This is a genomic window from Paraburkholderia sp. HD33-4 (assembly GCF_021390635.1).
Lineage (GTDB): Bacteria > Pseudomonadota > Gammaproteobacteria > Burkholderiales > Burkholderiaceae > Paraburkholderia.
Window position 1 is genome coordinate 916,249 of the sequence record NZ_JAJEJS010000002.1, and the last position, 12,080, is coordinate 928,328.

The window sequence follows — 12,080 nt, forward strand, 5'->3', positions numbered from 1 at the left end:
GCTGCGACGGGAAAGCTCGTAGATTAGCCGCTTTTCTCGCGGCGCGCGGCGCTTGCCGGACCGGTGGTTTTGGCCTCGGTTTTGGCTTCGCCGGCCGCGGCGCTGGCTTCGTCGAAACGACGGCTCGCCTCGGCCACTTCCACGCGAAAGCGCTGCAACGCGCCGAGCGCGAGGTCGGGCGGCGTCAGCGCGGCCCACAGCACGTCGATCAGCTGATCGGCGGTGGCCTCGATATCGATCTGCCGGTTCGCCAGCGTCGCGTCCCACAGCACGTGCTCCATCGGGCCGAACACCATCGAGCGCAACAGGCGCAGCGGCATGTCGGCGCGAACCTCGCCGCTTTGCTGGCCTTGCGCGAGCACGCGCATCAACGGCGCGGTGTAGCGGCGCTGCAATTCGGTCAGCGCTTCGCTCAGTTCGTGATGACGCGCACGGCCTTCGGACAGCACGAGCGCGCACAGGTCGGTGCCGTTCACCAGCATCAGCCGCAGATGCATGCGCACGATGAACGCGAACTGCTGGCGCAGGTTGCCGTCGCGCGGCAGGCCCGCCTCGATCGCGTCGATGATCTCGTCGTACCAATCGCCGATGACCCGGGCGCACAACTCGCGCTTGCCGCGAAAGTAGCTGAACACCGTCGCCTCGGAGATGCCGAGGCGCTGCGCGATTTCCGCGGTGGTCGCGCGTTCGTAGCCCTTTTCGGAGAACACGTCGCGCCCCGCCTGAAGAATCTCCTTCACGCGCTGCTGTGACTTGCGCCCGGCCGGCTGGCGACGCGAGACAGGTAGTCCGGCCTTCTCGGCAACCGTCATATGAGTAAAATTCAGATTTTCGATGCGGATTGAGGGTCAAGCTGGCGCTTGAACGCCGCGAATGTACCCGATGAGCGCGATCGTAGCACCGAATCAGCCGGCTGACGCGGATTTGTCAATTTTCTGAGTAAGACTCAAAAATACCTATTGACGCTTACGTCAATCTGGCGTGAAATGCGCCATGACACGTTTTCGCGTGCCGCTTCGCGTTCCATCAGCGGCCGCCCACGAACTCAGGAGACACCGCAATGCTCAATCTGCCAGGTTTGCAGTTCCCGCTCGGCGAAGAGGTCGAAATGCTGCGTGACAGCATCGCGTCGTTCGCCGCCAAAGAAATCGCGCCGCGCGCGGGGGAAATCGATCGCACCGATCAGTTTCCGATGGACCTGTGGAAGAAGTTCGGCGACCTCGGCGTGCTCGGCATGACGGTCTCCGAGGAGTACGGCGGCGCGAACATGGGCTATACCGCGCACATGGTCGCGATGGAGGAAATCTCGCGGGCGTCGGCATCGGTCGGCCTGTCGTATGGCGCGCATTCGAACCTGTGCGTGAACCAGATTCATCGCAACGGCACCGACGCGCAGAAGCGCAAGTATCTGCCGAAGCTCGTGTCTGGCGAGCACGTCGGCGCGCTCGCGATGAGCGAGCCGAACGCGGGCTCGGACGTGGTCAGCATGAAGCTGCGCGCCGAGAAGAAGGGCGATCGTTACGTGCTGAACGGCACCAAGATGTGGATCACCAACGGTCCCGATTGCGACACGCTGGTCGTCTATGCGAAGACCGATCCCGAAGCGAACTCGCGCGGCATCACCGCGTTCATCGTCGAGAAGGGCATGAAGGGATTTTCGGTTGCGCAGAAGCTCGACAAGCTCGGCATGCGCGGTTCGCACACCGGTGAACTGGTGTTCCAGGACGTCGAGGTGCCGGAGGAAAACATCCTCGGCCAGCTCAATGGCGGCGTCAAGGTGCTGATGAGCGGTCTCGACTATGAGCGCGCGGTGCTCGCGGGCGGTCCGACCGGCATCATGGTCGCGGTGATGGACGCGGTCGTGCCGTATATCCACGACCGCAAGCAGTTCGGCCAGTCGATCGGCGAATTCCAGCTGATCCAGGGCAAGGTCGCCGATCTGTACACGACCTTGCAGGCGTGCCGCGCGTATCTGTACGCGGTCGGCCGCCAGCTCGACACGCTCGGCAACGACCATGTGCGCCAGGTGCGCAAGGACTGCGCGGGCGTGATTCTGTACACGGCCGAAAAGGCGACGTGGATGGCGGGCGAGGCGATCCAGATTCTCGGCGGCAATGGTTATATCAACGAGTATCCGGTCGGGCGTCTGTGGCGCGATGCGAAGCTCTATGAAATCGGCGCGGGCACGAGCGAGATTCGTCGCATGCTGATCGGCCGGGAGCTGTTTGCCGAAACGCTGTGATGCAAGCGCGCGTGAGCCCTATCAATACGCGGCACTTTGGAGAAGCCACGTCATGCCGATCATCGAATCAAAACTGAACCCCCGCTCGGACGACTTCCGCGCGAACGCGGCGGCGCTCGAAGCGCTCGTCGCCGATCTGCGCGCGAAGATCGAGCAGCTCGCGCAGGGCGGCGGCCAGGCCGCGCGCGACAAGCACACGAGCCGCGGCAAACTGCTGCCGCGCGAGCGGATCGCGCAACTGCTCGATCCGGGCACGCCGTTTCTCGAACTGTCGCAACTCGCCGCGTACGGCATGTACAACGACGACGCGCCGGGCGCCGGGGTGATCACCGGCATTGGCCGGATCGCGGGACAGGAGTGCGTGATCGTCTGCAACGACGCGACCGTGAAGGGCGGCACCTACTATCCGGTCACCGTGAAGAAGCACGTGCGCGCGCAGGAAATCGCCAGCGAAAATCGCTTGCCCTGCGTGTACCTCGTCGACTCGGGCGGCGCGAACCTGCCGAACCAGGACGACGTGTTTCCCGATCGCGATCACTTCGGCCGCATCTTCTACAACCAGGCGAATCTGTCGGCGGCGGGCATTCCGCAGATCGCGGTCGTGATGGGCTCGTGCACCGCGGGCGGAGCGTATGTGCCGGCGATGAGCGACGAGTCGATCATCGTGAAGAACCAGGGGACGATTTTTCTCGGCGGGCCGCCGCTCGTCAAAGCCGCGACCGGCGAAGTGGTCAGCGCCGAAGATCTCGGCGGCGGCGACGTGCATACGCGTCTGTCGGGCGTCGTCGATCATCTCGCGCAGAACGATGCGCATGCGCTCGGGATCGCGCGCAGCATCGTCGGCAATCTGAATCGCGTGAAGCCGGCGCCGCTCGTATTGCAGGAGCCGAAGCCGCCGCGCTACGACACGCAGAGCATCTACGGCGTGATTCCGGTCGACACGCGCAAGCCGTTCGATATCCGCGAGGTGATCGCGCGCATCGTCGACGATTCCGCGTTCGACGAATTCAAGGCGCGCTACGGCACCACGCTCGTGACCGGCTTCGCGCATATCTGGGGGCACCCGGTCGGCATCATCGCGAACAACGGGATTCTGTTTTCGGAGTCGGCGCTGAAGGGCACGCACTTCATCGAGCTGTGCTGCCAGCGCAAGATTCCGCTCGTGTTCCTGCAGAACATCACCGGCTTCATGGTCGGGCGCAAGTACGAAAACGAAGGCATCGCGAGGAACGGCGCGAAGATGGTGACCGCCGTTGCAACCGCGAAGGTGCCGAAGTTCACGGTGATCATCGGCGGTTCTTTCGGCGCGGGCAACTACGGCATGTGCGGCCGCGCGTATTCTCCGCGCTTCCTGTGGATGTGGCCGAACGCGCGCATCTCGGTGATGGGCGGCGAGCAGGCGGCGTCGGTGCTCGCCACCGTCAAGCGCGACGGCATCGAAGCGAAGGGCGGCAACTGGAGCGCGGAGGAAGAGGAAGCGTTCAAGCAGCCGATCCGCGAGCAATACGAGCACCAGGGCCATCCGTACTACGCAAGCGCGCGGCTGTGGGACGACGGCGTGATCGACCCGGCGCAGACCCGCGACGTGCTCGGGCTCGGCCTGTCGGCAGCGATGAACGCGCCGATCGAAGACACGCGCTTCGGCGTGTTCAGAATGTGATGTCCCGCGTCGCCGCGATGCGAAGAAGCCAGGCAAAGGAGTGCTACGCATGCAATACGAAACGCTGACGGTCGAAGTTGCCGGCCAGGTCGCGACGGTCACGCTCAATCGGCCGGACGTGCGCAACGCGTTCAACGAAACGATGATCGCCGAGCTGACTGCCGCGTTCACAGCGCTCGACGCGCGCGACGACGTGTGCGCGGTCGTGCTCGCCGCGAACGGCAAGGCGTTCTGCGCAGGCGCCGACCTGAACTGGATGAAGAAAATGGCCGGCTACTCGGACGACGAGAACCGCGCCGACGCGATGCGGCTCGCGGGCATGCTGTCCGCCGTGTATCGCTGCAACAAGCCGGTGATCGCGCGCGTAAGCGGCGACGCGTACGCGGGCGGCATGGGCCTGATCGCCGCGTGCGATATCGTCGTGGCAATAGATACTGCGAAGTTTTGCCTGTCTGAAGCGCGCCTCGGCCTCATTCCCGCGACGATCGCGCCGTACGTGATTCGCGCGCTCGGCGAACAGGCGTCGCGGCGCTACTTCGTCACCGCCGAGGCGTTCGACTGCGCCACCGCATCGCGCCTCGGTCTGGTCAGCGAAGCGGTCAACAGCGCCGAGCAGCTCGATGCAACGGTCGCGCAACTCGCGCAGACACTGTGCGCGAACGGCCCGCAAGCGGTGCGCGCCTGCAAGCGGCTCGTGCAGGACATCGCGGGCCGCGAGCTGAGCGACGCGCTGATCGAGGACACGGCCGTCCGCATTGCGAAAACGCGGGCTGGCGCCGAGGGCCGCGAAGGCGTCGCGTCGTTCCTCGAAAAACGCGCGCCGGGCTGGCGCAACTGACATGCCCCGCTAACGACAACCGCCCCGTACCGCCTATTTCATCGAGACACTCATGTTCAACAAGATCCTGATCGCCAACCGGGGTGAGATTGCGTGCCGCGTAGCGGCGACCTGCAAGCGGCTCGGCATCGCGAGCGTGGCCGTCTATTCGGACGCCGACGCCAACGCGAAACACGTCGCCGCCTGCGACGAAGCGGTTCATATCGGCGGCTCGACGGCGGCGCAAAGCTATCTGCGCATCGAGCGCATCATCGAAGCGGCGCGCGCGACCGGCGCGCAGGCCGTGCATCCGGGCTACGGCTTTCTATCGGAAAACGAAGACTTCGCGCATGCGTGTGAGGCGGCCGGGATCGTCTTTATCGGACCGCCGGTCGAAGCGATCGCCGCGATGGGATCGAAGGCCGCGGCGAAGGCGCTGATGCACGCGGCCGCGGTGCCGCTCGTGCCCGGCTATCACGGCGACGACCAGGAGCCGCAACTATTGCAGCGCGAGGCTGACGCGATCGGTTATCCGGTGCTGCTGAAGGCGAGCGCGGGCGGCGGCGGCAAGGGCATGCGCGTGGTCGAGCGCAGTGCGGATTTCGCGGCCGCGCTGCTGTCGTGCAAGCGCGAGGCGGCGAGCAGCTTCGGCAACGATCGCGTGCTGATCGAGAAGTATCTGACGCGGCCGCGTCACGTCGAAGTCCAGGTGTTCGCCGATCAGCACGGCGGCGCGGTGTATCTGTTCGACCGCGACTGCTCGGTGCAGCGGCGTCATCAGAAAGTGCTCGAGGAAGCGCCCGCGCCAGGGCTCGCGGCCGAGGTCAAGCGCGCGATGGGCGAAGCGGCCGTGGCCGCCGCGCGTGCCGTCAATTACGTCGGCGCGGGTACGGTCGAGTTCATCATGACGCCGACCGGCGAGTTCTATTTCATGGAGATGAACACGCGGCTGCAGGTCGAGCATCCGGTCACCGAGATGGTGACCGGGCAGGACCTGGTCGAATGGCAACTGCGCGTTGCCGCCGGCGAGGCACTGCCGCTCACGCAGCAGCAGTTGAAGCTCGACGGCCACGCGATCGAGGCGCGCATCTACGCCGAACATCCGGCGCGTGGTTTCCTGCCGTCCACCGGCACGCTCAAGCATCTGCGCATGCCCGACGGCGTCGAGTTCGCGATCGACGCGGCCGGGCTCGGCGAGCCGGGACGCAAGGCCCCGGTGCGGATCGACAGCGGCGTGCGCGAGGGCGACACGATCACGCCGTTCTACGATCCGATGATCGCGAAGCTGATCGTGCATGGCGCGACCCGCGAGGAGGCGTTGGCGCGCCTTGCGCGTGCGCTGCATGCCTGCGAGGTGGTCGGGCCGCATACGAACGTCGAATTTCTGCGGCGCATCGTCGCGAGCGAACCGTTCGCGAGCGGCGATCTCGACACCGGCTTGATCGAGCGTCATCACGACGCGCTATTCGCGCCGGGACAGAAGCCGTTCAAGGAAGCGCTCGCGCTTGCGTGCGCCGCATTGCTGACGCGCGAGGGCGGCACCGCGCACGGCGCGTCGCCGTGGGACGCGTTGTCGCACTGGCGGCTCAATAGCGGTTATACGCAAACGCTCGGTTGGCGCATGATCGACGACGGCGCCAACGACGACGGCGACGACGCGTTCAAGGTCGTGTTCGCGCGCAACGGTGACGCGCAGGCGCTCGTGCAAACGCTCGAACACGATGGCGTGCGCGAGGACTTCAGCTGGTCGGTCGGCACGGGCGCTCACGAATTCCGCGCGACGATCGGCGATGCGCGCGTGACGGGGCGTGTGTTTGTCGACGGTGACAGGTTCCACGTGTTCTGCCACGGCGAGACGCTCGCGTTCGAATGGCAGAACCTGCTCGCGCATGCCGCGGATGCCGAGCATGGCGAAGGCCGTCTGACCGCGCCGATGCCGGGCAAGGTGATCGCGGTGCTGGTCGAGCCGGGCGCGGTGGTCGCGAAAGGCACGCCGCTGATCGTGATGGAAGCGATGAAGATGGAGCATACGATCGGCGCGCCAACGGCCGGTACCGTCGCCGAGGTGCTGTATGGGGTCGGTGATCAGGTCACCGACGGCGCGCAGCTGCTGGTGCTGGATGTGCAGCAGGCGGGTGAATGAGCGTGCGGGCGAACTAGGCGAGCCGCGCGTAGCCCGCGGCGCGCGCCTCGCTTTCGAGCTCGCTGATGCGCGCGTAGTCGGTCAGCGGTAGCGTCGAAAAGCCCGTTAAACGCAGGCGTTTTGCGCGCTCGGGGCGGATGCTCAGCGTCTCGTTCAGCGCGTCGCGCAGCGCGGCGATCGTGGCCGGCGGCACATTGGCCGCGGCGATTAGCGGCAAGCCCGGCGACGCGGCGGTCATGCCGATCGCGCGCACGCGCTGCGCCAGTTCCGGCAGCACGTCGCAAACGAAGGCGAAGGTCACGCAGTCGATTGCGGCGACGTCCGCGCGGTTGTCGGCGACCGCGCGCAGCGAGCCGAGATGCGAGCCGGTGCGTAGCACCGCGCCGAAGAACATGCCGGCGCGTGCGAGCGGCGCGACCGCGTGACGAAACGCGTTCATGCCGCTGTTCGAATCGTCCTGGTTGTAGGCGGCGCGCGCGCCCCGGCACGAGGCAAGTGAGTCGAAGCGCGCGTCGGCGCGCGTGACCAGTATGCTCGAGTAATGCGCGCCGTCGCAGCCGGGCGCATCGAAGCAGGGGGTCGCAACCAGTTGCACTTCCGCGTGCAGCCCCTGCATCAGCGGATAACCGCAGGTCTGCGAGATCAGCAGATTCGGGCGCCGCCAGAAGCCGTGCAGTTCCTCGTCCGGTTCGACGATGCGGCAGGCGGGCTTGACCCGGCGCAGCACGTCGTCGAGCCACTCGCGCCATTCGAGGTCGAGCGCGGGTGTCACGTTGTACATCGGCAGGGCGGCGATCCAGCTCATGAAGGCGTTTCTCGCACGCCTAATGTCTGACCAATTTGAATTCGTCGAGACCGATCCGCACCGGCTCGCTCGGCGTGAACTGCCATCGCTGCGCGGCTACGGAGAGGATCTCGTCCTGCGCATCCTCGAACGCGACCAGCAGGTCCTGCTTGCGACGGCTCACGGCGCCGCAGAACTCCACCAGCGCGTCGGCGCTGACTTCAAAAATCTGCGCGCGATCGTCGCAGCACACGCGGAACGCGACCGTCGCGCATTCCGTCACACAGGGCCGGAACCCTTCATCGACATAGACCGACATGGCGAACTCCTTCGGACGCCTGAACCGACAGGATGACAAACCGCGCCTGCTCGGTATGTGGGAGAACCGGCATTGACGGCAAAATGCCCGGGGCCGCGGCAGGCGCGACGGTCCGGAGGCTGGCGGAAAGTAAGCCAGAAACTGGCGGCGGACCATCAAGCCCGAGCCAGGGCCGCGGTGTGAACCGTGACCGGAGGGAAGACGGAAGCGGTTCGACTTGCCGCCGGCCTTGCCTCGTGATGGGACGCCGCGGGTTGGAATCGCGGCGGGCACTGCTCAGAAGACGCTTAAATCAGACGCTCCAATCCAGCATTGAAATCGACGCGCGAATCGCTGTAGCTTCCCGCAGGTATCCACTTTACGATCAGCGCGCATTTCGTGCAGACGATGAGCGCGGCGGGGCTGGCGACTTGATTCTTAAAGGCCACGCGCCGTGCCAACGCGGCGGACAAATTATTCTCTTGCCGCAGCGTACATGCGTCGCGGCGACGCATTCTTCGGGTGAGCGTCGGCGAAACTGAGGCGGCGGATCAGCGGGCCTAATGTGGTTGCCTGAATCAGCAGGCTGAACACGACTACCAGATAAGTGACGCCGATGAACATGTCGCGTCCATGAAACTCTGGCAGCGACAGCGCAAGCGCGATCGAGATGCCGCCGCGCAGGCCGCCCCACGTTAGCACGACAGCCGAATGCGGATTGAGCCGCCGGAAGTTCTGCAGCGCGAGCAGCGGAATCGCGACGCTGACGCCGCGCGCGAACAGCACGACCGGAATCGCCGCGAGCCCGAGCCAGACGATCTCGAGGCGCAGCGACAGTGCAATGATCTCCAGTCCGATCAGCCCGAACAGCACGAGATTGAGCAACTCGTCGAGCAGATCCCAGAAGTTGAACAGATGCTCCCGTGTCTTCTCCGACATCGACGTCGACGCGCCGTGATTGCCGATGACGAGCCCCATGATCACGACCGCGAGGGGGGCCGACACATGCAACGCTTCGGCGAGACTATAGCCGCCGGTCGCGAGCGCCAAGGTGATCAGGATCTCGACGGGATAGCTGTCGATGCCTCTCAGCAGCAGCGACGCGCCAAAGCCGAGCGCCGCGCCGAGCACGAGCGCCCCAGCGACTTCGCGCAGCAGATCGACTGCGATCGCGCCCGCGGAAAACTCGTTCGCGCCGGTCGCGAGTCCGACCAGCGTGACGAACGCGACGACGGCCGTGCCGTCGTTGAACAGCGATTCGCCGGTAATCTTGGTTTCGAGGCTTTCGGGCGCCGCTGCGCGCTTGAGCACGCTCAGCACCGCGATCGGATCGGTCGGCGAGATCAGCGCACCGAACGCGAGGCACCACGGCAGGCTCACCGGCTGGCCGAGCCATTGCGCCGCGTAGTAAAAGCCGAAGCCGACCACCGCGATCGAAATCAATACGCCGATTGTCGCGAGCATCAGCACGGCGCGCCGTTGCGTGCGCATCTTCGACAGATCGACGTGCAGCGCGCCGGCGAACAGCAGCAGGCTCAGCAGGCCGTGAAACACGATGTCGGCAAAATTGATCTGCACGACGATCTTGCGCGCTGCGATCGCCATAGCCGGATAGTAGAAGCCGAGCGCCGAGATGCCGACGCAGACGACGAGCCCGACGGCGGTGATGCCGAGCGTGTCCGGCAACCTGATGAACCGGTAATTGATGATGCCGAACAGCGCGACGATGGCGAACAGCGCACCGGCAATCTGGAACACGCTCATCGTCCACGCTCCCGCGCTTCGGGGCGGCGCGAACGCGTAATCACGTTGGCACCGGGGTAGTTTGCGCGACAAGGCATAAAACCGGCAGGCAGAGAAAGCCGCCGCGATTGCGACATTGAACCAGCGAGATATTTCACCAGCAATTCCTTATTCAGGCTCATTCGATCCGATAAGCGATCAGCGGTCTGCAATGACACGATCCTTGCCGCTGGCGATACCGCGATGTACCGGTACGGACGCTTTATTCAAACGCGACGGACGACGTGATCAGACGCAGCATACTTTTTTCGGACTACGAGCGGATGATGGCGAACCGATGGGGCTAGGCTCGCCAGATTGGCGCCACGATGGGCGATCATAGTGTTCGGACTACTGAAGCGTGGGGGGAGTTCCGGTCTTTAATTTGGGATGTGACTTTTTATTTCGAGACCTGCGCTGCAGGCCTGATCCGTCATTGAATTATATCTGATTGATGTTCATGAACTCGTAATGTTAATTTGCCGACCGTTGACTTAATATTGCATAGATTATTGTGATTAATTATTGAAAAATGCGTTAAGCAAATCTTAATCTCTCGATAAAACCATTTCGCGCGTCATTGCGCGTGATTGACGCTGGAATTCGCATGTCGAGAGCAGGGAAAGCCCTAATCGAAAATCGCCCAGGATATGACGATTTTTGACAAACGTTAGTCGAGAATGATGCAGCATCAATACATGGCGAAATGTTGTTGTGTAGCAATGGCTGAAGACGGAGAAGAGCATGGAGCAAACCTATCGTTATAGAGGTTTCGAGATCGTGGTCAACGCGCTGCGCGCCGCCGATACGTCCACGCTCGTCGGCGACGCCACGGCGCGGCGCGCGTACGTGGCGAGCGTTACGTTAAAGACGCGGCTGATCGGCGGCGAGTGGTCGACTGCTTTCCGCGTGGGTTCGCTACCCGGTCGTGCATCGACGGATCTGCGGGAAGTGCTCGCGGGTGGATTCGCGGCCGCCACTCAGGTCGTCGACGACGTGGTGAGCGTGATGGGCGATGGAGTCGCGCGCAAGGCGGCCTGAGATCAACAACATGGGCCCCGATAGCAAAGGGCAGGTGTGACCGGGCACAGGGAGGCGCAAGCTGCTCGGCGCTTCAAGGCACTCACGATCATCGACCGTCGACTACCGTCGTCGGTCGTGGCAAGCGAAGAAATAACCACGCGCATTCCTGTGGTGCGTGTGGGTCCAGGCAGGGCGTGCTCGTCTCCTCAGCGTCCTGTTGTTTTAATCCCGCTCTCCCCTGTGCGGGATTTTTTTTGTCAGTGGACATTCAGCACGCTCGATAACCCATTGCCGGCATCCACATGGCAAGAAGAAACAGCAACGGCTTTAACTTTCTTTGACATTGCGCATCTTGCTTAATCGTTATAGTCGAGCGAGCAGCTCAAAAATAATGGCTGAAGACGGACTATCTAGTCTTCAATTGCAAGCCGCGCAAATAAGATGAAATATTTCGCACGATATTTATGTCGGTTTTGTGAAGCCGGGGTGAAACGGCAGGCGGAGTAAATAATGATTATTCGAAATTCTCTACTGCTTACCGCTATTGTCGCGGTGGCGGCCGCGGCAATCTCGGCCTACGCTAACCTATCGGGCCAAGGCGCTGTCGACACAGTCGCTCAACCTCACTGGATAGTCCGATTGCACATCGTGTCGGCGTTCGTCGGCGCGTTTCTGTTGGCGCGATATATCGTCAACAGTCCTGATGCATTGCAGGGGCCGACCGAAAAATCGAGCTATGGCGCCGGCATGGTTTCACGCGCCGGCGCGGTGAGACTCTTCATTCGCCGCAAGAACAGCTTCTTTTCCGCCACGCGAAATCTGCAACTGATTGGTATCGTGCTGTGCCTGATGGTGCAGTTCATCTCCGTCGCTGAGACGACGCAGACTGATAGTCCCGATCCTCACGAACGGCCCGCGCGGATGAATGCCGCGGACGGGACACTGGCCACGTGATCGCTCGACAAACAGGGCAGCAAAAGAAAAGAGCCTCGAACGCGGGGCGCGATCGAGGCTGCCAAAAGACAGGCTGAATACCTGTCGGTAAGATCGATCGGACCCGTGATCGACCTTCCCCACTATAGCGAGTTACCCGTCGAATAATTGTGAACAAATGTCGCAATCGGATCGGCCAGCAAATTCACCAATAAATCAGAATCGCAACGCGGGATTCGACTAGCCAGGATTGTCGATGCAGTGATCCGATATTGCGGTTCATCATTAAATCGAGCGTCCGTCTTTTCAAGTGTTCAAGGAATCACAGCGACTGTCTTTTAACAGTTGCCCGCGCTTCTCCCTCCTACGCACGTCGACGTCACTACACATTTCTTTTC

Annotated in this window: 10 protein-coding genes; 6 read left to right on the top strand and 4 right to left on the bottom strand. The window is 63.3% G+C overall.

Annotation, left to right across the window (positions count from 1 at the left end; genetic code table 11):
- Positions 1-23: 23 nt before the first annotated feature.
- Complete coding sequence (locus tag L0U84_RS24050; protein ID WP_233853231.1) at positions 24-812, bottom strand: TetR/AcrR family transcriptional regulator; 789 nt, start codon at positions 810-812, stop codon at positions 24-26.
- 248 nt (positions 813-1,060) lie between these two features.
- On the opposite strand from L0U84_RS24050, the gene L0U84_RS24055 reads away from it, so the two are divergent.
- Genes L0U84_RS24055 through L0U84_RS24070 form a run of 4 tightly spaced genes read left to right on the top strand, consistent with a single transcriptional unit; the run spans position 1,061 to position 6,862 of the window.
- Positions 1,061-2,242, top strand: coding sequence for an isovaleryl-CoA dehydrogenase (locus tag L0U84_RS24055; protein ID WP_233853233.1), 1,182 nt, complete (start codon positions 1,061-1,063; stop codon positions 2,240-2,242).
- A gap of 52 nt (positions 2,243-2,294) precedes the next feature.
- On the top strand, positions 2,295-3,902 hold the full coding sequence (locus L0U84_RS24060) for a carboxyl transferase domain-containing protein (RefSeq protein WP_233853235.1): 1,608 nt from the start codon (positions 2,295-2,297) through the stop codon (positions 3,900-3,902).
- A 49-nt stretch (positions 3,903-3,951) separates the two neighbouring features.
- Positions 3,952-4,740, top strand: coding sequence for an enoyl-CoA hydratase/isomerase family protein (locus L0U84_RS24065; protein WP_233853237.1), 789 nt, complete (start codon positions 3,952-3,954; stop codon positions 4,738-4,740).
- Positions 4,741-4,792: 52 nt separating this feature from the next.
- Positions 4,793-6,862 carry an acetyl/propionyl/methylcrotonyl-CoA carboxylase subunit alpha gene (locus L0U84_RS24070; RefSeq protein ID WP_233853238.1) on the top strand — a complete coding sequence of 690 codons (2,070 nt, stop codon included), beginning with the start codon at positions 4,793-4,795 and terminating at the stop codon, positions 6,860-6,862.
- 13 nt (positions 6,863-6,875) lie between these two features.
- Here the strand turns inward: L0U84_RS24070 and L0U84_RS24075 are convergent, their stop codons facing one another.
- The 3 genes from L0U84_RS24075 to L0U84_RS24085 all read right to left on the bottom strand — a co-directional run bounded on the left by L0U84_RS24075 (position 6,876) and on the right by L0U84_RS24085 (position 9,708).
- Positions 6,876-7,667: a phosphate/phosphite/phosphonate ABC transporter substrate-binding protein gene (locus L0U84_RS24075; protein ID WP_233853239.1), complete on the bottom strand. Its 792-nt coding sequence runs from the start codon at positions 7,665-7,667 to the stop codon at positions 6,876-6,878.
- A gap of 19 nt (positions 7,668-7,686) precedes the next feature.
- Positions 7,687-7,965 (bottom strand): DUF1488 family protein, encoded by a 279-nt coding sequence (locus L0U84_RS24080; protein ID WP_233853240.1) that lies wholly within the window; start codon positions 7,963-7,965, stop codon positions 7,687-7,689.
- Between the two features lie 453 nt (positions 7,966-8,418).
- Complete coding sequence (locus tag L0U84_RS24085) at positions 8,419-9,708, bottom strand: cation:proton antiporter (RefSeq protein WP_233853242.1); 1,290 nt, start codon at positions 9,706-9,708, stop codon at positions 8,419-8,421.
- A 762-nt stretch (positions 9,709-10,470) separates the two neighbouring features.
- Between L0U84_RS24085 and L0U84_RS24090 the strand changes: the two genes are divergently transcribed.
- Both L0U84_RS24090 and L0U84_RS24095 read left to right on the top strand, forming a co-directional pair.
- On the top strand, positions 10,471-10,767 hold the full coding sequence (locus tag L0U84_RS24090) for a hypothetical protein (RefSeq protein ID WP_233853244.1): 297 nt from the start codon (positions 10,471-10,473) through the stop codon (positions 10,765-10,767).
- 621 nt (positions 10,768-11,388) lie between these two features.
- A complete protein-coding gene (locus tag L0U84_RS24095) occupies positions 11,389-11,703 on the top strand; it encodes a hypothetical protein (RefSeq protein WP_233853245.1) in 315 nt (104 codons plus the stop codon).
- Positions 11,704-12,080: the final 377 nt, after the last annotated feature.

What these genes read in the sequence shown, in the direction of transcription:
- L0U84_RS24050 (WP_233853231.1), bottom strand. Translation starts at nt 812, where the DNA reads ATGACGGTTGCCGAGAAGGCCGGACTACCTGTCTCGCGTCGCCAGCCG.
- L0U84_RS24055 (WP_233853233.1), top strand. Translation starts at nt 1,061, where the DNA reads ATGCTCAATCTGCCAGGTTTGCAGTTCCCGCTCGGCGAAGAGGTCGAA.
- L0U84_RS24060 (WP_233853235.1), top strand. Translation starts at nt 2,295, where the DNA reads ATGCCGATCATCGAATCAAAACTGAACCCCCGCTCGGACGACTTCCGC.
- L0U84_RS24065 (WP_233853237.1), top strand. Translation starts at nt 3,952, where the DNA reads ATGCAATACGAAACGCTGACGGTCGAAGTTGCCGGCCAGGTCGCGACG.
- L0U84_RS24070 (WP_233853238.1), top strand. Translation starts at nt 4,793, where the DNA reads ATGTTCAACAAGATCCTGATCGCCAACCGGGGTGAGATTGCGTGCCGC.
- L0U84_RS24075 (WP_233853239.1), bottom strand. Translation starts at nt 7,667, where the DNA reads ATGAGCTGGATCGCCGCCCTGCCGATGTACAACGTGACACCCGCGCTC.
- L0U84_RS24080 (WP_233853240.1), bottom strand. Translation starts at nt 7,965, where the DNA reads ATGTCGGTCTATGTCGATGAAGGGTTCCGGCCCTGTGTGACGGAATGC.
- L0U84_RS24085 (WP_233853242.1), bottom strand. Translation starts at nt 9,708, where the DNA reads ATGAGCGTGTTCCAGATTGCCGGTGCGCTGTTCGCCATCGTCGCGCTG.
- L0U84_RS24090 (WP_233853244.1), top strand. Translation starts at nt 10,471, where the DNA reads ATGGAGCAAACCTATCGTTATAGAGGTTTCGAGATCGTGGTCAACGCG.